Source organism: Streptomyces sp. NPDC001410 (assembly GCF_042895235.1).
GTDB lineage: Bacteria > Actinomycetota > Actinomycetes > Streptomycetales > Streptomycetaceae > Streptomyces.
Genome location: NZ_JBIAWE010000012.1, coordinates 48,962 through 74,500, shown reverse-complemented (window position 1 = coordinate 74,500; position 25,539 = coordinate 48,962). Strand labels below are relative to the sequence as shown.

22 protein-coding genes are annotated in these 25,539 nt (G+C 71.2%); 19 read left to right on the top strand and 3 right to left on the bottom strand.

Features of this window, described 5'->3' with window-relative positions; genetic code table 11:
• Nucleotides 1-78 precede the first annotated feature (78 nt).
• Complete coding sequence (locus ACFY3C_RS26130) at nt 79-1,632, bottom strand: metallophosphoesterase (protein ID WP_390772453.1); 1,554 nt, start codon at nt 1,630-1,632, stop codon at nt 79-81.
• A 94-nt stretch (nt 1,633-1,726) separates the two neighbouring features.
• Here ACFY3C_RS26130 and ACFY3C_RS26125 point away from each other — a divergent pair, with 94 nt between their 5' ends.
• The 3 genes from ACFY3C_RS26125 to ACFY3C_RS26115 all read left to right on the top strand — a co-directional run bounded on the left by ACFY3C_RS26125 (nt 1,727) and on the right by ACFY3C_RS26115 (nt 5,079).
• Complete coding sequence (locus tag ACFY3C_RS26125) at nt 1,727-2,077, top strand: metallopeptidase family protein (RefSeq protein WP_058081062.1); 351 nt, start codon at nt 1,727-1,729, stop codon at nt 2,075-2,077.
• Between the two features lie 99 nt (nt 2,078-2,176).
• A complete protein-coding gene (locus tag ACFY3C_RS26120) occupies nt 2,177-2,683 on the top strand; it encodes a hypothetical protein (protein WP_390772452.1) in 507 nt (168 codons plus the stop codon).
• A 215-nt stretch (nt 2,684-2,898) separates the two neighbouring features.
• Nucleotides 2,899-5,079: a DEAD/DEAH box helicase gene (locus ACFY3C_RS26115; RefSeq protein WP_390772451.1), complete on the top strand. Its 2,181-nt coding sequence runs from the start codon at nt 2,899-2,901 to the stop codon at nt 5,077-5,079.
• Between the two features lie 148 nt (nt 5,080-5,227).
• Here ACFY3C_RS26115 and ACFY3C_RS26110 read toward each other — a convergent pair whose 3' ends face one another.
• Nucleotides 5,228-7,153 (bottom strand): helix-turn-helix domain-containing protein, encoded by a 1,926-nt coding sequence (locus tag ACFY3C_RS26110; protein WP_386580432.1) that lies wholly within the window; start codon nt 7,151-7,153, stop codon nt 5,228-5,230.
• A gap of 592 nt (nt 7,154-7,745) precedes the next feature.
• Here ACFY3C_RS26110 and ACFY3C_RS26105 point away from each other — a divergent pair.
• Nucleotides 7,746-8,603, top strand: coding sequence for a transketolase (locus tag ACFY3C_RS26105; protein WP_390772450.1), 858 nt, complete (start codon nt 7,746-7,748; stop codon nt 8,601-8,603).
• A gap of 88 nt (nt 8,604-8,691) precedes the next feature.
• Here the strand turns inward: ACFY3C_RS26105 and ACFY3C_RS26100 are convergent, their stop codons facing one another.
• Nucleotides 8,692-9,507, bottom strand: coding sequence for a LuxR C-terminal-related transcriptional regulator (locus tag ACFY3C_RS26100; RefSeq protein ID WP_386580436.1), 816 nt, complete (start codon nt 9,505-9,507; stop codon nt 8,692-8,694).
• 309 nt (nt 9,508-9,816) lie between these two features.
• On the opposite strand from ACFY3C_RS26100, the gene ACFY3C_RS26095 reads away from it, so the two are divergent.
• From ACFY3C_RS26095 to ACFY3C_RS26025, 15 genes are all read left to right on the top strand, one after another.
• On the top strand, nt 9,817-9,963 hold the full coding sequence (locus ACFY3C_RS26095; RefSeq protein WP_390772449.1) for a hypothetical protein: 147 nt from the start codon (nt 9,817-9,819) through the stop codon (nt 9,961-9,963).
• 45 nt (nt 9,964-10,008) lie between these two features.
• The gene (locus tag ACFY3C_RS26090) at nt 10,009-11,358 is read left to right on the top strand and encodes a sugar phosphate nucleotidyltransferase (protein WP_386580440.1); all 1,350 of its coding nucleotides are present in this window, start codon (nt 10,009-10,011) and stop codon (nt 11,356-11,358) included.
• A gap of 46 nt (nt 11,359-11,404) precedes the next feature.
• Nucleotides 11,405-12,100: an NAD(P)H-binding protein gene (locus ACFY3C_RS26085; protein ID WP_386580442.1), complete on the top strand. Its 696-nt coding sequence runs from the start codon at nt 11,405-11,407 to the stop codon at nt 12,098-12,100.
• A gap of 208 nt (nt 12,101-12,308) precedes the next feature.
• A complete protein-coding gene (locus tag ACFY3C_RS26080) occupies nt 12,309-13,619 on the top strand; it encodes an IS701 family transposase (RefSeq protein WP_390772448.1) in 1,311 nt (436 codons plus the stop codon).
• Entirely contained in the window at nt 13,616-15,106 is a 1,491-nt protein-coding gene (locus ACFY3C_RS26075; RefSeq protein ID WP_390772447.1) for a hypothetical protein, read from the top strand. Before ACFY3C_RS26080 ends, ACFY3C_RS26075 begins: the two co-directional genes overlap by 4 nt.
• A gap of 94 nt (nt 15,107-15,200) precedes the next feature.
• A complete protein-coding gene (locus ACFY3C_RS26070) occupies nt 15,201-15,905 on the top strand; it encodes an EthD domain-containing protein (RefSeq protein WP_390772446.1) in 705 nt (234 codons plus the stop codon).
• Between the two features lie 29 nt (nt 15,906-15,934).
• Nucleotides 15,935-16,771: a type 1 glutamine amidotransferase domain-containing protein gene (locus ACFY3C_RS26065; RefSeq protein ID WP_386580450.1), complete on the top strand. Its 837-nt coding sequence runs from the start codon at nt 15,935-15,937 to the stop codon at nt 16,769-16,771.
• 53 nt (nt 16,772-16,824) lie between these two features.
• The gene (locus tag ACFY3C_RS26060) at nt 16,825-18,471 is read left to right on the top strand and encodes a thiamine pyrophosphate-binding protein (protein WP_390772445.1); all 1,647 of its coding nucleotides are present in this window, start codon (nt 16,825-16,827) and stop codon (nt 18,469-18,471) included.
• Nucleotides 18,464-19,063 (top strand): DJ-1/PfpI family protein, encoded by a 600-nt coding sequence (locus ACFY3C_RS26055; protein WP_390772444.1) that lies wholly within the window; start codon nt 18,464-18,466, stop codon nt 19,061-19,063. Before ACFY3C_RS26060 ends, ACFY3C_RS26055 begins: the two co-directional genes overlap by 8 nt.
• Before the next feature lie 2 nt (nt 19,064-19,065).
• Nucleotides 19,066-20,904 (top strand): AGE family epimerase/isomerase, encoded by a 1,839-nt coding sequence (locus tag ACFY3C_RS26050; protein WP_390772443.1) that lies wholly within the window; start codon nt 19,066-19,068, stop codon nt 20,902-20,904.
• Nucleotides 20,901-21,242: an STAS domain-containing protein gene (locus ACFY3C_RS26045; RefSeq protein WP_390772442.1), complete on the top strand. Its 342-nt coding sequence runs from the start codon at nt 20,901-20,903 to the stop codon at nt 21,240-21,242. Before ACFY3C_RS26050 ends, ACFY3C_RS26045 begins: the two co-directional genes overlap by 4 nt.
• Nucleotides 21,239-23,383, top strand: coding sequence for a glycogen debranching protein GlgX (glgX, locus tag ACFY3C_RS26040; RefSeq protein ID WP_386580458.1), 2,145 nt, complete (start codon nt 21,239-21,241; stop codon nt 23,381-23,383). The genes ACFY3C_RS26045 and glgX overlap by 4 nt, the downstream gene beginning before the upstream one ends.
• Before the next feature lie 26 nt (nt 23,384-23,409).
• Nucleotides 23,410-23,721, top strand: a complete 312-nt coding sequence (locus ACFY3C_RS26035; protein ID WP_094218853.1) for an STAS domain-containing protein — start codon at nt 23,410-23,412, stop codon at nt 23,719-23,721.
• Nucleotides 23,722-23,732: 11 nt separating this feature from the next.
• Nucleotides 23,733-24,245 carry an ATP-binding protein gene (locus ACFY3C_RS26030; protein ID WP_386580460.1) on the top strand — a complete coding sequence of 171 codons (513 nt, stop codon included), beginning with the start codon at nt 23,733-23,735 and terminating at the stop codon, nt 24,243-24,245.
• 10 nt (nt 24,246-24,255) lie between these two features.
• Nucleotides 24,256-25,536 (top strand): PP2C family protein-serine/threonine phosphatase, encoded by a 1,281-nt coding sequence (locus tag ACFY3C_RS26025; RefSeq protein ID WP_390772441.1) that lies wholly within the window; start codon nt 24,256-24,258, stop codon nt 25,534-25,536.
• Nucleotides 25,537-25,539 lie beyond the last annotated feature (3 nt).

Below are 25,539 nucleotides of genomic sequence, written 5' to 3'. Positions count from 1 at the left end.
CGGCCCGCCTGGGCGCTTCTCAGCGCGTCGGGGACGTGAGAAGCATATGGGATGGCGGGGAGTATCGCCAAAACGGTTTTACGACCCTGAGGGCGAGGGCGTAGCCGGGGACGGGTTTGCGCCGGGAAGGTTCTCCTCGGGCAGGTGGCGGCTGACCTCGGCTGTCGTCAGGCCCAGGCCGCCCAGTCTGATCTCGTCCCAGGCCTGGAGGCGGCGGGTGGCGCGGTCGAAGTAGAGGATCGAGGCCTCGATCGGGTCGGGGTATCTGCCCTCCACGGCGCGCAGGCCGCTGCCTCCCGTCGAGCCTTCCATGCGCAGACGTGTGCCGTACTTCATGACCTCCGTGCCCTGGTGGTGGAGGTGGCCCGCCAGGACCAGCGGGACCTCGCCGTCCGTCTCGCGCGCGGCGGAGGGCTCGTGCGCGATCGCCACGTCGACCGGGGTGCCCGCCGCCCGCTGGTCGCGCAGGGTGCTGGCCAGGCGGTCGCCCGCCAGCACCTCGGCCGCGTCCCCGCCGGGCGACACCGAGCGGTCGGGGGTGAACTGGGGGTCGCCGATGCCCGCGAACCGCAGGCCGGCGATCGTCTCCGCCCGGCCGTCGTCCAGGACGTGCACGTTCTTCATGCGCTGCAGGTAGCGCTGGGTGGTCCTGGAGTCGTGGTTGCCCCGGACCCAGACGTACGGCACGCCCAGGTCGGCGACCGGGTCCAGGAAGCCGTTCTCTGCGGCTGTGCCGTGGTCCATCGTGTCGCCCGAGTCCACGATCACGTTCACCTTGTACTGCTCCACCAGCGAGGCGATGATCTTCCAGCTCGCCGGGTTGAGGTGGATGTCGGAGACGTGCAGGACCCGCAGGCCGGTGGGGTCCGGCTGGTAGGCCGGGAGCGTGGACGTGACGTCGTACAGCTTCGTCACGTTCGTCACCAGGCGTGCCAACTCCTTCTGGTAGACGTCGAATTCGGTGACGATGCTGCGCGCGTTGCCGACCAGGGAGGGTGCGGAGGAGAGCAGGCCGGAGAACTTCGGCTCCAGGACCGACTTGGGGTTCCAGGTGGCGTAGGCCGTCGCTCCGGAGGCGGCGAGGAGGGCCAGTGCCAGGCCGCCGGCCGTCAGGGCGCGGCGCGGGCGGCGGTAGACGGCGAGGCCCAGGGCGGTCGCGCCGGAGACCACGGCGACGCAGGAGCGTACGGCCAGGTCGAGCGTGCCGCGTTCGACGTCCCGGGCCACCTCGTCCTGGAGCCCGGAGAGCCGTTCGGGGTGGTCGACGAGGGCTTGGGAGCGGAGCGGGTCCAGTTGGTCGACGTTGACGTCCAGGCGGACCGGGGCGACATGGCTGTCCAGGGTGAGTGCGCCCAGCGGGGAGACGTTGATCTTCGTGCCGCCGGTGAGGGAGGGGCGCAGTGCCATCGTCGTGTCCATCGGGCCGACCGGGACCCGGACGTTCCCGACGATCAGCAGGCCGAGCCAGGCGCCGACCAGGACCACTGTGGTGAGGCCGAGGGCGCGCAGCCACGGGTTGGGGCGGGCCGCCAGTTCCAGGGCCGGGAGGGCGGGGGCGGCCTTGCGGGTACGGCGGGCACGGTGGGTGCGCAGGGTGCGGAGGGCTGCGGCGGTGGCGCGGGCGCTGGCCATTGGGGGCGTATGCCCACGGCCGGGTGTGGATATGCGGCGGATATGCGCCGGTTCGCCTGCCTCGTACGGGCCTGACGTGCCGGACAATGACCGTGTGCTGGAGATGACGCGCGAGGAGTTCGAGGAACTGGTCGCCGAGGCGCTCGACCGGATCCCGCCGGAGCTGACGCGGCTGATGGACAATGTCGCGGTGTTCGTCGAGGACGAACCGCCCGCGGACGATCCCGAGCTGCTCGGGCTGTACGAGGGGACGCCGCTGACCGAGCGGGGTGAGTGGTACGCGGGTGTGCTGCCGGACCGGATCACCGTCTACCGGGGGCCGACGCTGCGGATGTGCGACAGCCGCGAGGACGTCGTCGCCGAGACCGAGGTCACCGTGGTGCACGAGATCGCCCATCACTTCGGCATCGACGACGCCCGGCTGCACGCGCTCGGGTACGGGTGACCGGGTGGGGCGCGCCGATGCGGGCGGGGCGCGTGTCCTCTTGCGGGCGGCGGGAGTTGGGCAGGTTGACTCCCAGTCTCGCCTCCGGAGGTGGCCGCCGTGCGCCCCTTGTACGTACCCGTCCGTCTGGCCGTCACGGTGCTGGCCCTCACGGCCGCCGCCGGCTGTGTGAGTGTGGGTGACGACGCCGGCCGGGCCAAGCCCTCGCACTCGGCGGGGCAGCGGGGTGGTGAGGCGCCCGACGGGGGGCCGGTGGAGGGCGGCGGCGGCCTCGGCTACGGCGGTGGCGGTCACGGGGACGGCAAGCACGAGCACGGGGGCAAGAAGAAGCGGGGGGAGTCGGGCTCGCCCTCGGCCACGCCGTCCGCGCCGGGCAGCGCGTCGGCGGCACCGCCGAAGCCGGGGGGGACCACGGTTCCGGCCCCTACGCATACGGTCGAGCCGTCCCCCACACAGACGGCCGAGCCGCCGCCGACGCCCACGGAGGAGCCGACGCCGACCTCGTCCGCGCCGCCGTCCGCCGAGCCGTCCTCCTCGGCCCACGAGGAGACGGGGACCCAACTGGCCCAGCGGGAGCCGGCGCCTGCGGCGGGGATTCCGGCGTAGGACGTGACCAGCGTCTCCTGGGCTCGGTTTGCCTTGGGGGGCGTTGGGTGCGTATGGTGGTAGATCGTTTGATCCCATTTGCCCGGCGCCACTGCAGAGCGCGCCGTGTGGCGCGTACTCTCCCTTGCCGTGGCGGACCGCATTGAGGCGGTCGTGAGCGATTCACGGAGTTGACGGGCGCGTGCCGAAGAGACTCCGGAAGGTTTCGCATTCGCATGTCCGTGTCCAGTACTGATCAGATCGTCATGCCCGAGAACGACAACGAACTCGTGGACGTGACGACCGAGGTCACCGAGGCCGTCGAGGCCGCTGACACCACCCCCCAGACCACCTTTGCCGACCTCGGCCTCCCCGAGGGCATCGTGCGCAAGCTCGCGCAGAACGGCGTCACCACCCCCTTCCCGATCCAGGCCGCGACCATCCCGGACGCCCTGGCCGGCAAGGACATCCTCGGCCGTGGCCGCACCGGCTCCGGCAAGACCCTCTCCTTCGGTCTGCCGACCTTGGCCACGCTGGCCGGCGGCCGCACCCAGAAGCACAAGCCCCGCGCCGTCATCCTCACCCCGACCCGTGAGCTGGCCATGCAGGTGGCCGACGCCCTGCAGCCCTACGGCGACGTCCTCGGCCTGAAGATGAAGGTCGTCTGCGGCGGTACGTCGATGGGCAACCAGATCTACGCGCTGGAGCGCGGCGTGGACATCCTGGTCGCCACGCCCGGCCGCCTCCGCGACATCATCAACCGCGGCGCCTGCTCCCTCGAGGACGTGCAGATCGCGGTCCTGGACGAGGCCGACCAGATGTCCGACCTGGGCTTCCTGCCCGAGGTCACCGAGCTGCTCGACCAGGTCCCGGCCGGCGGCCAGCGGATGCTCTTCTCCGCCACCATGGAGAACGAGATCCAGACCCTCGTCGACCGCTACCTGAACAATCCGGTCTCACACGAGGTGGACGCGGCCCAGGGCGCGGTGACGACCATGTCGCACCACATCCTCATCGTGAAGCCCAAGGACAAGGCGCCGGTCACCGCCGCGATCGCCTCCCGCAAGGGCCGCACGATCATCTTCGTCCGCACCCAGCTGGGCGCCGACCGCGTCGCCGAGCAGCTGCGCGAGGCCGGCGCGAAGGCCGACGCGCTGCACGGCGGCATGACCCAGGGCGCCCGCACCCGGACGCTGGCCGACTTCAAGGACGGCTACGTCAACGTGCTCGTCGCGACCGACGTCGCCGCGCGCGGTATCCACGTCGACGGCATCGACCTGGTTCTGAACGTGGACCCGGCCGGCGACCACAAGGACTACCTGCACCGCGCCGGCCGCACCGCGCGCGCCGGTCGTACGGGCACGGTCGTCTCGCTGTCCCTGCCGCACCAGCGCCGCCAGATCTTCCGCCTGATGGAGGACGCCGGCGTCGACGCCGCGCGCCACATCATCCAGGGCGCCGGCGCCTTCGACCCGGAGGTCGCCGAGATCACCGGCGCCCGCTCCATGACCGAGGTCCAGGCCGAGTCCGCGGGCAACGCCGCCCAGCAGGCCGAGCGCGAGGTCGCCCACCTCACCAAGCAGCTGGAGCGCGCCCAGCGCCGTGCCACCGAGCTGCGCGAGGAGGCCGACCGGCTGGTCGTCCGGGTCGCCCGCGAGCGTGGCGAGGACCCGGAGACCGCGGTGGCCGAGGCCCAGGCGGCCGCGGCGGAGGCCGTGGTCGAGGCGGCCGCGGTCCAGGAGCCGGCGCAGCGCGAGACCGAGCGCGAGGAGCGTCCGGCGGCTTCGGCGCCGTACGAGCGCCGGGAGCGGCGTTCCTTCGACCGGGACCGTGGTGAGCGCGGTGAGCGTGGCGAGCGGGGCTTCGAGCGCCGTGAGGACCGTGGTGACCGCGGTGGCTTCCGCCGTGACCGTGACGAGCGTCGTCCCTTCGACCGTGACCGGGACCGTGGTGAGCGCGGCTTCGAGCGCCGTGACGACCGCGGTGACCGTGGTGGGCGTTCCTTCGAGCGCCGTGACGAGCGTCGGCCGTTCGACCGGGACCGTGGTGAGCGTGGCTTCGAGCGCCGTGACGACCGCGGTGACCGCGGCGGCCGTGGCTTCGAGCGCCGTGACGAGCGTGGTGACCGCGGTGGGCGTTCCTTCGAGCGCCGTGACGAGCGTCGTCCCTTCGACCGTGACCGTGGTGGCCGTTCCTTCGAGCGCCGCGACGACCGTGGTGGCTTCCGCCGGGACGAGCGCGGTGCCGGCCACCGGGGCAGCGACCGTCCGTTCAACCGTGAGCGTCGTGACGACCGCCCGGGCTTCCGCTCCGCCGGTCACGACCGTCCCTACGGCCGTCGTGACGACCACCGCGGCAGCGGCACCGGCTCCTTCGGCCGCCGCGACGACAAGCCGCGCTGGAAGCGCAACGGCTGACAGATCGAGAAGTGACCGGCCCTGCGGCCGGTGAACGAACACGGCTGCGGGCCCCGGATCATCCGGGGCCCGCAGCCGTTTCGTCTGTTGGTTCAGTTATTCGTTTCGTTCAGTCATTCGTTCGGTCGAGCGCGCCTGGTGGGCCGTGTCAGCAGGCGGACAGGGGGGAGCGGATCGTGTGCCGGGTGCGCTGGAGGCGCAGGGCCAGCTGTACCTCCAGGGCCCGCATGGGTTCCTGCCACGCGGGGCCGAGGAGGTCGGCGATCCGTTCCAGGCGCCGGGAGACCGTGTTGGGGTGCACGTGGAGGGCCTCGGCGGCGCGGCGGGGGCTGCCGCCGGACGCGAAGTAGGCCTCCAGGGTGTGCACGAGATCGGTGCAGTGCCGGACGTCGTAGGCGATCACCGGGCCGATCGTGGTCTGCACGAAGGCCGGGATGTCGGGGCTGTCCGCGAGCAGCAGGCCGAGGAAGCCCAGCTCCTGCGCCGAGGCGCTGCCCCCGTCGGTGCCGAGCGCGGTGAGCGCCTCCAGGCATCGCCGGGCCTCCTGGTAGGTGCCGCGGACCGAGCCCGGGTGCGCGACCGGCCCGGCCGAGCCGACCGTCACCCGGCGGCCGGTCACCGTGGACAGCTCGGCGGTGACCGCCCGCCCCGCGTCCCCCGAGTCCGTGCCCGGGACCAGCAGCACCAGGCAGTCGTCCATGATGGTCTGCAGTCCCGCCATGCGGTGGGCGTACGCCGAGGCCCAGACCAGGGCCCGGCCGCTCGCCCCGCCGTCCGGCCGCGCGATCAGCACCACGTGCGGGTCGTCGAGGGCGACGCCGAGGCGCCGGGCGTGCACCGCGAGCTGTTCGGGCGCGCGGGGCGAGTCGGCGATCAGGTCCTGCAGCAGCCGGCTGCGGCCCCCGTCGGGGGAGGTCTCGGCGCCGGCCTCCATCTGCAGCAGGACCGCGATGGACTGGGCCGTGGCCCGCAGCAGCTGGAGCCGGTAGTCGGTGACCGGTTCGTCCGGGGCCAGGATCAGGGTGCCGAGCACCTCGCGGCCGGCGGTGGCCGGACACAGCCACAGGCCCGCCGCGGAGCGGATGGCGGTGAGTTCGGCGTGGGCGTCCAGCGTCCGCTGGAAGAGTTCCGTCTCGTCGAGGCCGGGAAATTCGCCGGTGGCGACCAGCGTCCGGCCGGTCGCGTCCCGCACCATCAGCCTGCCGCCCAGCTCGGCCGCGGCGTGGGCGGTGACCTTGCCGAGGCCCTCTCCGCTCAGCACCATGTCGATGAGCTGGGTGTGGATGTCGCCCAGCCGGTGTGCGGCGCTGGAGGAGTCCAGCGCCCGGGAGACGTCGAGTTCGAGTTCGTTCAGCTCGGAGCGGGTCCGGGCGAGCAGCCGGGCCTTCTTGATGGCCAGGGAGGCGAGGTCGCCCAGCGAGGACATCAGGGTGATCTCGTCGGGGGTGAAGTGGCGCACGGAGCGAGCGGCGCCGTAGAGCGCGCCGAAGGTGTCGCTGCCCTCTTTCAGGGGCACCGCCATCAGCCCGTGCAGGCCCTCCCTGATCGCCACCTCATCGGTGGGTGTGGAGTGCGGGAAGCGTTTGTCGGTGAGGTAGTCGGGGGTCCAGAAGGGGGCCGAGCGGTCGGCGGCCGCGTTGCCGATCCCGCCGTGGGCCGGGATCACGAAGCCGGGGGCGAGGCTGGAGGCGTGGCCGTCGGAGACGCGCACCCGGGTACGGCCGTCGGTGGCGTCCCGGAGGGTGATCCACGACATGTCGAAGTCGAGGAGCAGCCGGGCCCGCCGGGCGATCACCCGCAGGAGCGCGTCCACGTCGTAGGGGAGGGTCAGTTCCCTGGCGGTGTCCACGAGCGCGGCCAGGGCGGACTCGCGCTGTTGCCGGCGCGCGAACAGGCCGTGGATGTCGAGCGCCAGGGTCCGTGCCCTGCTGAGGAGGGCCTGCGACTCGGTGGACATCCAGTCGTCGGAGCCGGTACCCGTGGGCCGTTCGAAATGCTGCGCCGGAGCCTCCAGGGCGAGCAGTTCAAGGAGCCTGAGCAGTTCGTCCCGTACGAAGTCGTCCGTGTGCCGCACCGACTCCACCCCCCAGTTGATCCGCGCGCATGCAGCGATTGACTCTCGCGAGCCGCCCGCGAAACTAGATTGTCGGCAGGGAAGCCGTCAACAATGGCTTAAACCAGTACTGATGGGCCCATGTTTGTCTGAATCCACATGTGACGGTCCGTCGGACCGGTGGCCGGAACACCACTCGTCCGGTGTTCGGGGGTTGTCCCTGAACCTTCCGCCGGGCCGTCCGCGCGCCGGACAATGGTGCCGACAGCGCACCACCCACCCGGGTGGTGCCGCTCACGGGGGAATGTTCGACGGGGGATGGACACTTGACGGAGGCACAGAGCTGTCTACGTTCGCTGAAGCGTGGCCGGCGGCCGCTGGGCCGCGAGGCCGGAACCGAGCAGGCGTAGGACCGCCCGGACGCCGCGAGGAGGCGTCACGGCCCGGCCGACTCAGTCGTGTCCGGGCCGAGTTCACGGCCCTGTTGAGGGCGTGGACAGCACACACATGAGCCGCTGTTTTGCACCGGCGTCGTTGCGAGACCCCCACCGGCCGCTCATGACCGCACTCTGGACGTCCCCCGTGGCGCGGACGCAGAGAAGGGGGGACGGCGGTGGCCGTGTCGGGGCGCGACGCCTTCCGTAGCGAACTCACGTCGATTGCTCATCGGGACGGCCGGGTGGTCTGCCTGGAGGCCTGGTCCCTGTACCGGGACCATCCTTTCGAGGCCGCCCATCCGGACCGTTTCTTCTCCTTGCCGGCCGGTGGCCCGGTGCTGGCGCAGATGGTGAAGGGTCTCGTCGCGGCGGGGTTCAGGCCGTTCGTGGTGGTCGGTCCGGGCGGGACGGCGCCGGGCCGGGCGGTCGGGAACCGGTGGCTGTGGCGGGCCTGTGTGGAGGCCGGCGCCACCGTAGTGCTGCCGCCCGAGGGGTCCGGGGAAGGTTCGGTGGAGGTACGGCAGAAGACCTGCGTCCCGCTCTGCGCCCCGTGCGGCGAGGAGGAGACCCGGGCGGTGGTGCGGCAGGTGGCGCGGTCGCGACGGCCGTACTGCCTGGTGCTCGGCGACGGGCCCGGTCCGTCGTGGCCGTACCGGCCGAACGGTACGGGCGATGAAGTGCCGCTCGTCGCCCAGGAGTCGGGTGTGCTCGCGCGGACGGGGGCGCGGTTGGTGTCCGTGGGCGAGGCCGGTACCCGGCTGGCCCTGGCGGCACGTGCCACCGCACCCGGACTCGGCCATGCGCACCTGGTCTACCTGGACGAGGTGCGGCTGGCCGCGGCGGCCGCCGAACTCGCCTCGTGGCCCGGGCCGTCGGTCGTGACGGCGGCTGCCTGGATGCTGGAGGAGGTGCTCCGGGCGCTGCGTGCGCGGACGCCGGGACACGCGGTGTCCGGAGTGCTCGCCCCGTCCCGTGAAGGGCAGGCCGACGTGGCCGGCGTGCTGGCCGCCGTGGCCGCCTTCAAAGGCCCGTAGGGGCGGTGGGAGTGCGGCGGTACGGCCGTGGACAGGGCGCCACCCGTCCCGCCCGGGTGTGCGGCCCTCCGGTGACGCCGCCGGCGGCTCAGCCGGCGGCGTCCTCGAGAATTCTGGACTGGGCGAGGGCGTAGGCGAGTTGGGCGCGGCTTTTGCTGCTGAGGGCCTCGGACGCCTTGCCGATGTGGGAGGAGACGGTGCGCGCGCTGATGCCGAGGCGCTTGGCTATGGCGGCGTCGGTGTGCCCCTCGATCATCAGCCGCAGGACGGTGCGCCGGGTCTCGTCGGTCATCAGCGGAGGGCGTGTCTGCTCCTGTGTGATGCTGAGCGGCTCGGCGCGCTGCCAGGCGTGGTCGAAGACGGTGGCGAGGTAGTGGACGATCGCCGGGTGCTCGATGGTCAGGGCGGTCGACGTGAGGTCGTGGCGCGGGTCGGGGATGAAGGCGATACAGCGGTCGAAGATGATGAGCCGGTCGAACAGCTCGTTCAGGGTGCGGACTTCGACGCCCACGGCGGTGGCCTGCTCGATGTAGCCGAGCGTGGGGCCGTGGGTGCGGACGGCGTGCTGGTAGAGGTAGCGCTGCCGGATGCCGCGCTCGGCCAGCTCCAGGGTGCGGCGCAGCGCCCTGCTGAGCAGCGCGGTGGCCCGGCCGCCGCCGGGCTGGGCGGTCAGCAGCTCCGTGCGGCACAGGTCGGCCGACTTCTGCAGTGCCGCGCTGATCACGTCCGCCCCGTGCAGCAGGCGGATGTTGGCGGAGCCGGTGCCCTGTTCCTCGCGGTAGACGTCCTCGGCGGCGCTGAGCGCCTCGCGGATGCCCGCGACGGCCTGCTGCTGGACCAGAATCGCGCGTTCCACGGGGCGGCAGAGTTCGTTCGCGGCGATGTCGGGCGGCACCACTGTCATGATCCGTGGGTTTTCGGCCAACGGGCGCATGAGCCCCAACTCGACGAGGCAGTCCGGGACATCACCATCAATCGGACCATTCGTCAAGGCTTCGCGGTACAGGGCCAGGCCCCGGTCGCACAGCCTGACGACGTTGGTATGGGAGTCATTGTCCGGCTTTCTGCACATCTGTACCCCCTTCTTAGTTGCGCATTGCGTGATGTCGAGGCTAACAAGCGCCCGGAATCGGCCACTGGCTGCTGCATGCTTTCAAGCAGCGGAGGCGAAAACGCCTATCAGCCATCTGCCAGGGGGAAACCAATGCTTTTCATGGAGACGAGCACCAAGCGAATCACGGCGATACTCGCGCTTCTCCTCTTCGTCGGAATCGGCGTTCAGGCAACCGCCGACAGCAGCTCGGACAAGGCGTCCTCCGGGGTGTTCGCCGTCGGCCCGCACGATCCGGAATGGGGCTGACCGACGGCCGACGCTGAGCGCCCGGCGAACGCACAAGGGGGAGAAATGGCCGCTCGTCGGCATTCGGAGACCGTCGGAATCATCCTCGCGGGCGGCAGAGGCGAGCGGGCCAAGCCCATCACGTTGAAGTCGTCCGACTACATCCGCAGCAAGGCGCTCATTCCGTTCGTCGGCAAGCGGCTCGTCGAATGGGTCGTGGAGGCCTGCCGGGACCAGGGGATCCGCCGCTACTTCGTGGTCGCCCACGGCCTGGAGAACCGGAACCAGATCAAGCTCCTGCTGGGGCACGGCGAGCACCACGGGGTCGAGGTCAGGTACTCGCGCTCGCGCCTGGACCGCTACAACGTGGGCTCCGCCGGGGCCACCCTGCACAACCTCGAACAGTGGGATCTGCAGGGGCAGGCCCTGGTCCTGCCGGTCGACTCGCTCTTCGACTTCGACCTGGCCGCGATGCGGGCGACGCACGACGAGCAGGACGCGCTGGTGACCGTGGCCGCCGTGGCCCGGACCGGGGCGGAGATCGCCGGCAAGTACGGCGTGATGCGGACCGACGCCCGCGGCCTGGTGACGGGCTTCGTGGAGAAGCCGTCCCTCACCGGGCTGCGGGAGGTCTTCCCGCACACGGCGGCGGACGAGCGGGCGACCCTGCCCACCAACGCGGGGATGTACCTGGTGGACTGCCGCAGGCTGCGCCTGCTGGCCCGGGAGCCCGGCCTGTTCCGGCAGTCCCACCAGCGGCTGGACTGGGGCGGCGACCTGCTGCCCTGGCTGGCCGGGCAGGGCCACCCGGTCGCCACCCACGCCATCGGCAGGCTCGGCGATCTGGGCAACGTACCGGACTATCTGCACACCCTGCGGCTGGTGCTGGAGGGCGGCTACGAGCACATGAACCGGCTCATGGCGCGGCCCGGGCCGGCCGGAGCGCACGGCTGCTGGATCCACGAGAGCAGCCTGCAGACCAAGGACGACCTGACCGGCACCACCCTCGCCCAGAAGATCGAGGACGGGTCGGTGCGGATCGGGCCCGGTGTGCGCATCGGGCACGACGTCGAGATCGGTCCCGGGGTGCGGCTGGAGTACACGGACGTCGGCGACGGGGCCGAGATCCGTGAGGGAAGCACGCTGGTGAACTCCGCCGTGGGCGAGTCGGCGGTGATCGGCTCCCACGCCGACGTCTCCGACTCCTACGTCGGCCCGATGGCGGTGGTCCATTCCGAGCGTGGCAGACCGGCGCGGCTGGAGTGCCACACGGCGATCGGCGACGGAGCGGTGCTGCGGCCGGGGTCCCGGTTCCGCGGCATCACCGTCTATCCACGGCTGAGGGTGCCGCCCCTGACGGGGGTGCCCGCCGCGACCGAGCTCAAGAACGCCGACGACGTCCTGCGCTGGGTGTGATCCCGGCGGTGGACGCGGGTCGGCACACGAGAGGGGAATCATGCACATGCACGGCCCCATAGCGGTGATCGGCGGGGCAGGCAGGCTCGGTGCCCTGGTGACCGCCGGGCTGGCCGGGGCGGGAGCACAGGTCCGCGTGGTGAGCCGGCACCCGGAGCGCGGCTCTGTCCCACCCGGCGAGGCGGAGGTACGGCAGGCGGACGTGCGGTACGCGCACACGCTGGGTCCCGCGCTGCGCGGCTGCGCCGCGGTGGTCTTCAGCGTGGAGCCGGGCACCGCGGACTCCGGTCCGGACAGCCCTCAGGCCACGATGCACGGCGGTGTCCGCAACGTTCTCGCGGCGCTGGCCGACCAGCCGGAGCGCCCGCGCCTCGTCCTGGTCAGCCAGATCTTCGTGACCCGCCGCGAACACCCCATGAACGCCTACGGGCGGCTGCTGGACTGGCGGCGGCGCGGCGAGGAGGCGGTACGGGACTCCGGGTTCCCGTACACGGTGGTCCGGCCCGGCTGGCTGACCGACGACGGTACGCCGGGCGCCGGTGTCCGGCTGGAGCAGGGCGACCGCGGTGACGGCTGGGTGTCGCGCGCCTCGGTGGCCGAGGCGTGCGTCCGGGCGCTGGGCTCCGCCGCGGCCACCGGCCGGACCTTCGAGATCTACAACGAGCCGGGCAGGGCCCCGGCCGACTGGGAGCCCCTGTTCCACGGGCTCACCCCCGACCGGGTCCTGGCCCTGATGCCATAGGGCCTGCCGCCCCCGTACGACGAGGGCGGGTCCCCCGACCGCCCGCCCCGTCCACGCCCGCCGGTCACGTCCCCCAAGCCGGCGGGTCCGCGCCGGGGCCGGCGCGGCACCGGGTCACACAGGCCCCGATGCCCGCCGGCCTCGGACCGCTCCTGTCCAGCGCACCCCACGCTCTTTTGCACTTCTGTATTCCAGAGAGGGCCGAGCCATGCCCGGCGAACGTCAGAATTACGGGTCCGCCGAGATTTCCGAAGAATCCGCAGATATTTCTGAGGAAGTGGTCTCCGAGATCATTTCCCGTACGTTCCGATCCATTCCGCGAAGTGACCAGAGGCGCTGGGGCGGAATCTATGTGAGGGGTCTGCTCTCGGTTTCCGGGAAGAAGACGATGCGTGCGATCGCCGACGGTGCGGGCGGCGGTGTGGAGCAGAGCCTCTATCAGTTCATCACCAAGTCCCCGTGGGCGGCCGAACCGGTGCGCCGGGAACTGGCCGACCTGCTGCTGCGGCTCCAGCCCCGGGCCTGGGTGGTCCAGCCGCTGGTGATCGCCAAGGTGGGACAGCACTCGGTGGGCGTCGAGCGGCGCTGGGTCTCCGGGTTCGGACGCGTCGTCAACTGTCAGCGGGCGATCGGCGTCTGGCTCGCCGGCGACCAGGCGTCCTGCCCGGTCGACTGGCGGCTGGAGCTGCCCGAGAGCTGGACCGCTGACGCGGCACTGCGGCGCCGTGCCTCCATCCCGGACGACGTCCGCCCCTGCCCGCCGGAGCAGTGCGCGGTGGACTCGGTGTCCGCGATGGCGCGGGACTGGGGCATTCCGCACCGCCCGGTGGTGATGGACCTGCGCGAGTGCGACCCGTACGACATCTGCGCGGTGCTGCTGGAGCGCCGGCTGCCCTTCGTCGTACGGATCGCCCCGGCCGCCCGGGGGCTGACCCTGCACCCCGTGCGGTCCGGACCGCGCACCGGCTCCCGCGCGCCCGGTACGGCGGAGGCGCCGGTCGCGCAGACCGGTGCCCTGCACCCGCCCGGCTCCGCGTTCGCGCTGGTCTCCGAACTCGGCCGGCAGTGCATGCCGGTGGAGTGGTTCGACCACTCGGTGGGCGCGCTGCGGGCGACCTCGGTCGGCGCCACCCGGGTCCTGCTGGGCCGCCCGGCCTCCGGCGCCCTGCGGCCCGCACCCACGGACCAGCAGGAAGTGATGCTGATGGGGGCCTGGCAGGACTCGTCGCGGCGCACCCCGACCGAGTACTGGCTGACGAACCTGCCCCAGTCCCAGCTCGGCACCGTCTTCCGCACCGCCATGCTCGGCCGCCGGGTCGAACGGGACCAGGACGAGATCGGCGAGGGGCTGGGCGTACGGGACTTCGAGGGCCGCTCCTTCCGCGGCTGGCACCACCACATGACGATGGTTTCGCTGGCCCACGCGGCCACCGTGCTGTCCCAGGTGCCGCACCCCGAGGCCGGGCCGGCCGTGATGCGGCCGACGGCGTCCCGCGAGGTGCGGATGCGTGCCGCGTGAGGGCGTTGCCGGATCCGGCGCTGGACCTCACGCGGATACGGGCGGCGCTCGATGCACTGCTCCCGGCCTGGCTGCCCGGCCGGCGCTGGTACGCGGGCAAGGGCGCCGGATCCCCGCCGGACGTCACCACGCGGCTGCTCGACGTGGTGCTGCCCGGTGATCCGGCGCTCCTGGTCGCGGTGTTCGACGCCGGCGCGGACGGGCCGTACCAGGCGCTGATCGGCGTGCGCCGGGACCCGCCGCCACCGTCGGCCGAGCCGGTGATCGGACGGCTCAGAACCCCGGACGGGTCCGGCGTGATCCTCTACGAGGCCACGCTGGACCCGGAGTTGATGGGCCGGCTTCTGGTGCGCGTCGCGGCCGGCGGCCGCTCGGGCCCGGTGTGCTTCGAACCCGTACCCGGCGTCGAACTCCCCGTCGGAGCACCGGGAGTGGCGAGCACGGCGGAGCAGTCGAACACCTCGGTGGCTTTCGCGCAGCGGGCGATGCTGAAGGTGCTGAGACGGCCCGTGCCCGGAACCAGCCCGGAGCTGGAGCTGCTCACCGCGCTGCAGCGGGCCGGTGACGTGCCGAGCGCGGCCCTGCTGGCCCATGTGCGCACCTCGGCCGGTTCGGCGGTGGGCGCCCACACGCTCGCCCTCCTGCAGCAGTTCGTGCGCTCGCGGGGCGACGGCTGGACGATCGCCGTCGACCGGGCCCGCGCCTGCATGGCAGGGGAGTGCGAAGCGGTCCCGCCGCACGGCGGCTTCGCCGCGGAGGCGTACGCCCTGGGGCTGGCCACTGCCCGGGTGCACACCGCCCTCGCCGAGCAGCTCGGCTCCCGCCCGCTCACCCGAAAGGAGAGCGAGGCCCTGCTGGACCTGCTGGCCGACCGCCTGGCCGAGGGGCTGCGGGCGGTGCCACAGCTCGCGCCGTTCGCCCGTGCGTTGTGGGCCGTGCAGGACGACCTGCGGGAGATCGTCGGGCGGGGCGGGGCGCCGCACGTGCAGCGGATCCACGGCGATCTGCACCTGGGACAGGCGCTGCGCGGCGAACAGGGCTGGATCCTCGTCGACTTCGAGGGGGAACCGGGGCACTCGCCCGAGGAGCGCCGCCGGCCGCAGCCGGTCCTGCGGGACGTCGCCGCGATGCTGCGCTCCTTCGACTACGCGGCCCACCACGCCCTGTCCGCGGTGCTGGACCGGCCGCCCGGGGACTCTGCATCGCACGATCTGCGGGGCGTCCGGCCGGCGCGCCGGGCCTCCGCATGGGCGGTGCACAACCGGCGGGCCTACGCCACGGGTTACGCCGACGGCGGCGGCCAGGACCCGCGGTGCAGCCCGGTGCTGCTGCGTTGCTTCGAGGCGGACAAAGCCGTGTACGAGGCGGTGTACGAGTCCCGGAACCGGCCGGAATGGCTGCCCATTCCGCTTTCCGCCGTGCGCCGGCTCGCCCAATGGCGCCGGTCGTCCGCAGCCGCCGACACAGCGAGCGGGCAACCCTCTTGAAACGTCAGGAAGTCCACGTCCCGCATTTGTCCGGGAGATCCGGCGACCCGGAGGATATAACCCGTTCGCGGAATGTCGGGAGAGGGAGATTTCGATGATCCATCAGTTCATTCTTGCGGCGCCCAAACCGGGTATGACGGCACAGGAATTCCAGGACTACTGGGTCGGCGTGCACGCGGTGCAATACGCTGCAAAGATTCCCCAGATCCGCAAGTACATGGTCGACACGACCATCGATTTCGACGGCAATCTCGGCGAGCCGGAGCTGCCGCACCAGGGCATCGCGGAGATCTGGCTGGCGAACGGCGAGGAGCAGCTGGCCTCGCTGCAGACGGAGGAGTTCCTTCAGGGCGCCCGGCTCGACGAGCCCCGGTGGGCCGCGTTCTGGCAGACCATCGTCGTCGACACCACCGCCCATGAGCTGGTGCCCGGCCCCGGCGAGGGCCGCGACCGGGACTGGGTGAAGCTCACCGTGCTGCTGAAGCGGCGCCCGGGCCTGGACCTGGCCGACTACCGCAAGCAGAGTCTGGACGGCTACGCGGCCGTGGTCAGGGACATCCCCGGGCTGCGCCGCCATCTGCACGCCCACACCGTCGACGGCGCCTACGTCTTCGGCGAGGCGGCCTTCGACTCCGTCGAGCAGCTGTGGTTCGACGACGCCGACGCGCTGCGCGAGGCGCTGAACTCGCCCTGCTTCCGCGAGCGGGTCACTCCTGCCCGGGACGAGATCGCCGACCCGAAGTACGTCTTCTCCCTCGCCGTCAAGGAGAACTGGATCATCGGTCCCGAGGCCCGCTGATCCACCGCACCCAACCCAAAGGAGCAGGCGTGGCCAGAAGGAACGCCAAGAAGATCCTCGTCATTCTGTCGGAGTACGGCTACTGGGGCGAGGAACTGATCGGACCCCTGCACCACTTCGACCAGCGCGGTTACCAGGTGGACTTCGCGACCCCGACCGGCAAGCGGCCGCACGCCCTGCCGCCGTCCATGGACCCGGAGTACATCGACCCGCCGCTCGGCCGCTCGGTGACCTCGGCGGAGGTCGCCCGGCTGACCCGGCTGCTGGACGACTCCGACCGGCTGGACGACCCCATCGACATCTCCAGCTGGCTGCCCGAGCGCCCGTACACCTCCGACGACGACTATCTGCGCGGGCTGGAGGCCTACCACCGGGCGCTGGCCGTCGTGGAGCAGGAGCTGGAGGCGTACGACGCGCTGCTCATCGTCGGCGGCAGCGGGCCGATCGTGGACCTCGGCAACAACGAGCGCCTGCACGCGATCATCCTGGCCTTCCTGCGGGCCGACAAGCCGATCGCGGCCGAGTGCTACGGCGTGACGGCGCTGGCCTTCGCCCGCGACTGGGAGGACCGGGCCTCGATCATCAGCGGCAAGCGCGTCACCGGCCACTGCAAGGAATACGACTACAAGGCCGGCACCGGATTCCTGAACACCGACTTCGTGATGGGCCCGCCGCCGTATCCGCTGGAGTACATCCTGCGCGATGCGACGGGTCCCGACGGCCGGTACATCGGCAATTTCGGCAAGGAGACGTCGGTGATCGTGGACTACCCGTTCATCACCGGGCGTTCGACGCCCGACTCCTACCTGACGGGCGAGAAGATCGTCGAGGTTCTCGAGGACGAGCTGCGCCGCTTCGGCTGGTGATTCCGCTCGGTTCGGCGGTATTTCGATCGAGGTCACATCGAGAGAAGGAAGACATGGCCAGGCAGGGCAAAGCGGCGATCATCGAGCAGTTCATCGCCGATGGAATTCCTTTTATGTTCGGAAATCCAGGAACGGTCGAGCAGGGATTCCTGGACGAACTGGAGAAGTACGACGACCTCCAGTACATCCTCACCCTGCAGGAGACGGTCGCCGCGGGCATCGCCGACGGGTACGCCCGGGCCACCGGCCGTCCCGCCCTGTTGCAGCTGCACAGCGGAGTCGGCCTGGGCAACGCCGTCGGCATGCTGTACCAGGCCAGGCGCGGACACTCGCCGCTGCTGGTCATCGCCGGTGAGGCGGGGGTCAGGTACGAGTCGATGGACGCGCAGATGGCGGCCGACCTGGTCGCCATGGCCGAGCCGGTGACCAAGTACGCCACGCGCGTCACCGACCCCGCCTCGGTGCTCCGGGTGCTGCGGCGGGCCATGAAGATCGCGATGACCCCGCCGCGCGGACCGGTCTTCGTCGCGCTCCCGATGGACGTGCTCGACGCGGTCACCTCCGAGCCGGTCGTCCCCTCCACCTTCGTCAGCACCCGGGTGGCCCCGGTCCCCTCCCTCGTGGAGGAGGCGGCCACGCTGCTCGCCGGTGCCGAGAAGCCGGTCGTCCTGGTCGGCGACGGCGTCTCGGCCTCCGGCGGGCAGGAGGAACTGGTGCGGGTCGCCGAGCAGTTGGGCGCCGACGTGTGGGGCGTCGACTACTCCGAGGTCAACCTGGACGCCCGCCACCCGCTGTACCAGGGGCAGACGGGGCACATGTTCGGCGAGGTCAGCACTCAGATCGTGCGGGAGGCCGACGCCGTGCTGATCGTCGGCACGTATGTCTTCCCCGAGGTGTTCCCCGCGCTGCACAGCCCGTTCCGTGAGGATGCCCGGATCGTCCATGTCGACCTCGACGGCTACGAGATAGCCAAGAACCACCCCGTCACCCTCGGCCTGGTCGCCGATCCGAAGACCACGCTCGCCGCCCTCGCGGACCAGCTGGAGACCAGGCTGACCGAGCGGGACCGGGCGGCTGCGCGGGCGCGCCTTCAGGAACGCACCCGGCAGCGGGCCGAGGCGCCGGCCGGCGACGGATCCCTGCTGCACGTCTTCCTCGGCGAGCTGGCCGAGCGGGTGCCGCAGGACGTCATGATCTTCGACGAGGCGCTGACCGCGGCGGGCGCGCTGAGCGCCCATCTGCCGGGCCGCCTGCCGGGCCACTGGTTCTCCACCCGGGGCGGCTCGCTGGGCGTCGGCATCCCGGGGGCGCTCGGCATCAAGCTGGCCCACCCCGGCAAGACCGTGATCGGCTTCACCGGCGACGGCGGGTCGATGTACACGATCCAGGCGCTCTACACCGCCGTACGGCACGGCATCGGGGCCAAGTTCGTCATCTGCAACAACCGGAGCTACAAGCTGCTCGACCTGAACATCGAGCAGTACTGGCGCGAGCGCGGCATCCCGGAGCACGCGCATCCGACGCCCTTCGACCTGTCCCACCCCGACCTCGGGTTCGTCGAGATCGCGCGGGGCTTCGGCGTGGACGCGGTCCGCGTGGACGAGCCCGGTCAGGTCACGGACGCGGTGAAGCGGATGCTCCAGGACGACCGGCCGTTCCTCATTGACCTGCGCACGGCCGAGGGGGCGGACCATGCCTGAGACACCGGCCCGCGACGGCGTCCTGACGGGGCGGAAGATCGCCGTACTGACCGAGAGCGACTTCTACGAGCCCGAGATCGCCTACTACCAGCGCCGGTTCGCGGAGGAAGGCGCGCGCGTCGACTTCCTGACCCGGCTGTGGGGCAACGCGTCGATCACCTTCACCGGGCACGAGTACCGGGCCCCGCTGACCGTCAGCCGCAGCCTGGAGGACCTCGACGACCTGCGGCTGCGCGAGTACAGCGCACTGATCGTCCCGTCCGGGATGGTCGCCGACCGGCTGCGCTACACCGAGGACATCGAGCGTCTGGCCCCCGCCACCGACCTGCTGCGCCGGGCCTTTTCCCGGTCCGGGGTCGTCAAGGGGATCATCTGCCACGGGATGTGGCTGGCCTCGTCCATCCCCTACGTCGTGCGCGGCCGCAAGGTCGTCTGCCACAGCAACCTCATCGGCGACGTGCGCAACATGGGCGCCAACTACGTCGACCAGGACGTCGTCGTGGACGGCGACCTGGTCACCGCCCGCACCGGCGACCACTGCCATCTGTTCGCCAGGACCATCATCGACGAACTCGTGCTGCGAGGGGCGTGACCATGTCCGACACCGTCAACTTCACGTTCTCCGACACCATCGCGGGCCGGGTGGCCGGGTTCGACCGCGAGGCGCGCGTCTTCACCCTCGTCACCGCCGACGGCCGCCACTTCGACGTCTCCCTGGACGGCGGGCCCGGTGCCGAGCTGCTGCACAACCTCGGGGAGCCCTACCAGGACGCCTCCGGCCACATCGACGCACTGCTGGAGGAGGGCCGCTACGTCCTGGCGTACGGCATCTTCTACCCGCAGGCCGACGGGCTGCGGTTCGAGGCCAAGCGGCTGATCTTCACCGGCCGGCAGGCGGACGACCACCGGTTCGAGGAGGCCGGCTGGTGGACCCGGCAGATCCGCGAGATCGCCGGCTTCTACCGCAAGGCCCAGTTCGGCGACGGGCCGATCGACTTCTCGCAGTACCGCACCGAGATCCGGCTCAGCGGTGACAAGACCGCGAGCCACGTCCAGGAGACGGACACCATCTCCCGGCTGGTCTACGGCATGGCCTCCGCGTTCCTGCTCACCGGCGACGACGAGTACCTGGACATCGCCGAGCGGGGCACCGAGTACCTGCGCGAGCACATGCGGTTCGTGGACGCCGACGAGAACGTCGTGTACTGGTACCACGGCCTCAAGGTCGACGGAGACGTCGAGACCAAGCTGTTCACCTCGGAGTTCTCCGACGACTACGACGCGCTGCCCGCCTACGAGCAGATCTACGCGCTGGCCGGCCCGATCCAGACGTACCGGATCACCGGCGACCCGCGCATCAAGGCCGACGCGGACGCCACCATCCGGCTCTTCGACCGGTTCTACCTGGACCCGGAGCACGGCGGGTACTTCTCGCACATCGACCCGATCCTGCTCAGCCCGGAGCACGACTCGCTCGGCCCCAACCGGGCCCGCAAGAACTGGAACTCCGTCGGCGACCACGCACCGGCCTATCTGATCAACCTGTACCTGGCCACCGGTGAGAAGACGTACGCCGACATGCTGGAGTACACCTTCGACACGATTGCCGAGCGCTTCCCGGACACGGACCACAGCCCCTTCGTGCAGGAACGGTTCCACAAGGACTGGTCCCACGACACCACGCACGGCTGGCAGCAGAACCGCGCGGTCGTCGGCCACAACCTCAAGATCGCCTGGAACCTGCTGCGGATGCAGTCGCTGCGTCCCAAGCAGAGCTACCTGGAGCTGGCCACCACCCTCGGCGAGACCATGCCCGAGTGGGGCGCGGACCGGCAGCGCGGCGGCTGGTACGACGTGGTGGAGCGGGTCCGGGTGGCCGGCGAGGACCGGCACCGGTTCACCTGGCACGACCGCAAGGCGTGGTGGCAGCAGGAGCAGGCGATCCTCGCCTACCTCATCCTGCACGGCACCACCGGCCGGGCGGACTTCCAGGGCGAGGCCCGCGACGCCCAGGCCTTCTACAACGCCTTCTTCCTCGACCACGACGAGGGCGCCGTCTACTTCAACGTGCTCGCGAACGGGCTGCCGTACCTGCTCGGGGTCGAGCGGCTCAAGGGCAGCCACTCGATGTCGATGTACCACTCGGCCGAGCTGTGCTACCTCGCGGCCGTCTACAACAACCTGCTGCTGGGGGGCAGCGCCATGGACTTCTGGTTCAAGCCCGACCCCGCGCTGATCGAGGGCCGGGTGCTGCGTGTGGCGCCGGACCTGCTGCCGCGCGGATCCGTACGCATCGAATCCGTGGAGATCGAGGGCGAGCCGCACACCGGCTTCGACGCCGAGGGCCTGCTCGTGCACCTGCCCGAGACGTCCGGCCGGGTGAAGGTGAAGGTCCGGCTGGCCCCGGTGGCCCGGACGGGGGTGGCGGGATGACCGTCAAGCTCAGCTCCCGCACCGAGGGCGACGTCACGGTGGTCGTCCTCGAAGGAGAGATCAACTCCACCACGTCCGGCGGGCTCCAGGCCCAGCTGCTGCCGTTCGTCGAACAGGACAGCCGGCTGCTGATCGACCTCAGCGCGGTCAGCTACGTCTCCAGCGCGGGCCTGCGCACGCTGCTGATCGTGCACCGCAGGGCCCAGCAGCTGCAGACCGGGGTGATCCTGGTCGGCCTGTCGGAGGAGGTCCGGTTCGTGATGTCCGCGACCGGGTTCCTCGACTTCTTCGAGATCGAGGACGACCTGGACGCCGCACGGGAACGCGCGGGCCGATGAGCGTCCAGGAGACACGCGAGCGCGTCGACGCGTTCCCGACCCGCCGGATCGGCGGCTACCGGGTCCGGGCCGGACGGCCCTTCCCGTACGGCGCCCATCCGGTGCCGGGCGGCATCACCTTCTCCGTCTACTCCGACCGGGCCACCGCGATGCGGCTGGTCCTCTTCGAGAAGGGCGCCGCGCGGCCCACCGCCGAACTGGAGTTCCCGCCGGAGTTCCGCATCGGCAGCGTGTACGCGATGACGGTCTTCGACCTGGACGCGGAGAACCTGGAGTACGGCTTCCGCGCCGACGGACCCTTCGACCCGGGGGCCGGTGACCGGTTCGACGCCGCCAAGGTGCTCAGCGACCCCTACGCCCGGCTGGTCTCCGGCCGGGACGTGTGGGGGCGGGAGCCCGACTGGGACGACGTCTACCCGTACCGCGCCAAGGTTCTCGAGGACGACTTCGACTGGGGCGACGACACCCCGCTCGGCATCCCCTCCGAGGACCTGGTCGTCTACGAGACCCACGTCCGCGGCTTCACCCGCCACCCCTCCTCCGGGGTGAGCGCCCCCGGCACCTACGCGGGTCTGCGGGAGAAGATCCCGTACCTGTTGGACCTCGGCGTCAACTGCGTCGAGCTGCTCCCGGTGTTCGAGTTCGACGAGCTGGACAACCCGCGCACCGATCCGGCGACCGGTGAGCGGCTGCACAACTACTGGGGCTACAACACCGTCTCGTTCTTCGCGCCCAAGGCCGGCTACGCGGCCACGGGCCGGTTCGGGATGCAGGCCGACGAGTTCAAGACCCTCGTCAGGGAGCTGCACCGGGCCGGCATCGAGGTCGTGCTCGACGTGGTGTTCAACCACACCGCCGAGGGCAACGAGCAGGGCCCGACCATCTCGTTCCGGGGCCTGGACAACGCCACGTACTACATGCTCACGCCCCAGGGCGAGTACTACAACTTCAGCGGGACCGGCAACACCGTCAACTGCAACCACCCCGTGGTCCGCGACTTCGTGCTGTCCTGTCTGCGCTACTGGGTGTCCGAGTACCACATCGACGGCTTCCGCTTCGATCTCGCGGCCATCCTCGACCGGGCGCCCGACGGCACGCCGCTGCCCAACCCGCCCCTGCTGGAACAGCTGGCCCACGACCCGATCCTGCGCCACACCAAGCTGATTGCCGAGGCCTGGGACGCGGCCGGCCTCTACCAGGTGGGCGCCTTCCCCAACTACGGCCGTTGGTCGGAGTGGAACGGCCAGTACCGGGACACCGTGCGCCGCTTCGTCAAGGGCGAGCCGGGCCTGGTCGGCGAGCTGGCCACCCGGATGGCCGGGTCCCCCGATCTGTACGGGGGCCGCACCGCCTCGGCGTCGGTCAACTTCATCACCGCGCACGACGGATTCACCCTCAACGACCTGGTGTCGTACAACGACAAGCACAACGAGGCCAACGGCGAGGACAACCGCGACGGCGGCAACGACAACCACAGCTGGAACTGCGGCGAGGAGGGACCCAGCGCCTCCGCGCACGTCCGCGACCTCAGGATGCGCCAGATGAAGAACATGCTGGGCATCCTCCTCACCAGCCAGGGTGTTCCGATGATCCTGGCCGGGGACGAGGTCGGGCGCACCCAGCTCGGCAACAACAACGGCTACTGCCAGGACAACGAACTCTCCTGGTTCGACTGGGGACTCGTCGAGGCCAACGCCGAACTGCTGGAGTTCGCACGGCGCCTGATCGCCTTCCGGCACGCTCACCCGGTACTGCGCTCGCCCGACCACCTGATCGGCATCGACCGGGTCGGCAGCGGCTACCCGGACATCAGCTGGCACGGCGTACGGGCCTGGCGCCCGGACTGGGCCGCGCACAGCAGGGTGCTCGGGCTGATGCGGTGCGGGCGGCACGCCAAGGGCGGCACCGTCGCCGACGACCACGTCTACATCGGCATCAACGCCCACTGGGAGTCGCACGACCTGGAGCTGCCCGGCCTGCCCGAGGGCCAGGCGTGGCATCTGTTCGCCGACACCACTCTCGCCGCCCCGTACGGCCTCGCCGAGGTGGGCGGCGAGAGCGAGCTGCACCATCCGGGCCGCTACCACCTCGGCCCGCACGCGCTGGTGATCCTCGTCGGCCGGGACCGGCGCACCGGCTGACCCCTTTCACAGAAGGAGAGCTGCTCATGTCGTTCGACGGAACCCTGAGCGTGTCCGAGGGCATCGCGACGATCGAGGTCAAGGGCGAACTCGACGCCTCCACCGCGCCCCGCTTCCACGACCTGGTCGACCAGGCCGCCGAGCAGGGCGCCGTGCGGCTGGAGATAGACGCCCGTCACCTCGGCTTCCTGGCCAGCGCGGGTCTGCGCTCGCTGGTCTTCGCCCGCCAGAAGATGGGCGACGAGGTGCGCATCGCCGTGATCGGGGCCACGGAGCCGGTGAGCCGGACCATCCGGCTCGCGGGCTTCGACCACAGCATCGAGCTGATCGACGCCTGAGGGGGCGGGAGATGGCGATCGACTCCGGGGCCGCGTCGGCCAAACACACCGCAGGGCAGGAGTGGTGCGAGGCGCGCTGCGCCGGTCAGCCGCTCGCCGCCAAGGCCGCGGCCGGGCTGCGGATCCCGGCCGACCTCGATTCCCTGGACGAGGTCGCCCGGTTCGTCCTCGAACTCGGGCGGCAGGGCCGGCTGAGCGACAGCCAGACCTACCGGCTGCGGCTGGCCGCCGACGAACTGGCGACCAACATCGTCATGCACGGCTATCGCGGGGCGTCCGGCGGCATCTGCGTCGACGGCGGCGTCGAGACGGACCGGGTGTGGGTGCGCTTCGCCGACGACGCCCCGCCCTTCGATCCCCGCACAGGCATGAAGACACCCGATCTCGGGGTGCCGCTGGCCGAGCGCAGCGTCGGCGGGCTCGGCGTGTTCCTGGCCCTCACGGCGGTGGACTCCTTCGACTACGAGCTGGTGGCCGGCCGCAACGTCAGCACGCTGGCGATCCACCGCAACGATCACGGATAGACGAGACGAGATGTCACACACGAAGGTGCTGATCCTTGATGAACACCGCGGCGCACCAGCCGAGTTGCTGGCCGCCCTGGAGGCGTTGCAGGTCGAGGTCCGCCGCCGTACCCCGGGTGAGACGCTCGCCCTGGGGACGGGGCAACAGAGCCCGACCGATGTGCTGCTGGTCTCCGCCCGGCTCGCCCCGGCCACGGTGAAGGCGGTCGTCAGGCGTCTCGACGACGAGGGACAGCAGCCGACCGTCGTGGCGTTCGCCGAGCACGATCTGCACCTGCTGGGCAGCCACATCCAGGCGGGTTCGGACTATCTCGTGCCGCCGTTCTACCCGGAACTGGTCCGGGCCCGCCTCAGCACCTGCCACGAGCGTGCCGAGCTGGGCCGCACCCTGGAGGACGTGGCCGCCCACGCCGAACTGCTCAGCTACGAACGGGAGCTGGAGATCGGCCGGGAGATCCAGCTCGGCTTCCTGCCGGACGCGCTGCCCAGCCCCGACGACTGGGAGATCGACGTGCGCTTCCGGCCGGCCAGGACGGTCGCCGGTGACTTCTACGACGTCTTCGAACTGGTCAACCGCCGGCGCCTGGCCCTGGTCGTCGCCGACGTCTGCGACAAGGGCGTGGGCGCCGCCCTGTTCATGGCCCTGATCCGCAGCCTGCTGCGGCACACCGCCGAGCAGAGCGGACTGCAGAGCCTCATCGCCGCCGACCTGCTCAGCGAGACCCATGTGTGGGAGGAACAGACCCGGGCGATTCCCGTGGTCGGCGCCACCCCGCTGCTGAACGCCGTGGTGGGCACCAACAACTACCTGACCCGCAACCACATCCGGCAGGGCTACTTCGCCACCCTCTTCTTCGGCGTCCTCGACCCGGTCACCGGCAACCTGGTGTACATCAACGGCGGCCACAACCCGCCCGTCCTGGTCAGCCCCGACGGCAGCGAACCGGTGCTGCTGGAGCCGACCGGGCCGGCCGTGGGCGTCATCCCCGACGTCACCTTCTCGCTCGGCTACGCACAGATCAGCCCCGGCGACACCCTCTTCATCTACACCGACGGGGTGACCGAGGCCCGGTCGGACTCGGGGCGGTTCTTCGGGGACGAACAGCTGATCAAGCAGCTCACCGAGGCCGCGGAGCGCGGCGAGGAACTCCTCGACCACATGGACGGCGCGCTGGGCGAGTTCGTCGGCCCGGCCGAGCAGTCGGACGACATCACCATGATGGCCGTGCACCGGCGCACCGCCGGTGCCGCGCCCGCCGGACGGCCGGTCCCGCAGCGCCGGGACTCCTGACGG

Bases quoted from the DNA above. Each gene is read 5' to 3' on its own strand.
- ACFY3C_RS26130 (WP_390772453.1), bottom strand. From the start codon at position 1,632: ATGGCCAGCGCCCGCGCCACCGCCGCAGCCCTCCGCACCCTGCGCACC.
- ACFY3C_RS26115 (WP_390772451.1), top strand. From the start codon at position 2,899: ATGTCCGTGTCCAGTACTGATCAGATCGTCATGCCCGAGAACGACAAC.
- ACFY3C_RS26100 (WP_386580436.1), bottom strand. From the start codon at position 9,507: ATGACAGTGGTGCCGCCCGACATCGCCGCGAACGAACTCTGCCGCCCC.
- ACFY3C_RS26095 (WP_390772449.1), top strand. From the start codon at position 9,817: ATGGAGACGAGCACCAAGCGAATCACGGCGATACTCGCGCTTCTCCTC.
- ACFY3C_RS26090 (WP_386580440.1), top strand. From the start codon at position 10,009: ATGGCCGCTCGTCGGCATTCGGAGACCGTCGGAATCATCCTCGCGGGC.
- ACFY3C_RS26085 (WP_386580442.1), top strand. From the start codon at position 11,405: ATGCACGGCCCCATAGCGGTGATCGGCGGGGCAGGCAGGCTCGGTGCC.
- ACFY3C_RS26080 (WP_390772448.1), top strand. From the start codon at position 12,309: ATGCCCGGCGAACGTCAGAATTACGGGTCCGCCGAGATTTCCGAAGAA.
- ACFY3C_RS26070 (WP_390772446.1), top strand. From the start codon at position 15,201: ATGATCCATCAGTTCATTCTTGCGGCGCCCAAACCGGGTATGACGGCA.
- ACFY3C_RS26060 (WP_390772445.1), top strand. From the start codon at position 16,825: ATGGCCAGGCAGGGCAAAGCGGCGATCATCGAGCAGTTCATCGCCGAT.
- ACFY3C_RS26055 (WP_390772444.1), top strand. From the start codon at position 18,464: ATGCCTGAGACACCGGCCCGCGACGGCGTCCTGACGGGGCGGAAGATC.
- ACFY3C_RS26050 (WP_390772443.1), top strand. From the start codon at position 19,066: ATGTCCGACACCGTCAACTTCACGTTCTCCGACACCATCGCGGGCCGG.
- ACFY3C_RS26045 (WP_390772442.1), top strand. From the start codon at position 20,901: ATGACCGTCAAGCTCAGCTCCCGCACCGAGGGCGACGTCACGGTGGTC.
- glgX (WP_386580458.1), top strand. From the start codon at position 21,239: ATGAGCGTCCAGGAGACACGCGAGCGCGTCGACGCGTTCCCGACCCGC.
- ACFY3C_RS26035 (WP_094218853.1), top strand. From the start codon at position 23,410: ATGTCGTTCGACGGAACCCTGAGCGTGTCCGAGGGCATCGCGACGATC.
- ACFY3C_RS26030 (WP_386580460.1), top strand. From the start codon at position 23,733: ATGGCGATCGACTCCGGGGCCGCGTCGGCCAAACACACCGCAGGGCAG.
- ACFY3C_RS26025 (WP_390772441.1), top strand. From the start codon at position 24,256: ATGTCACACACGAAGGTGCTGATCCTTGATGAACACCGCGGCGCACCA.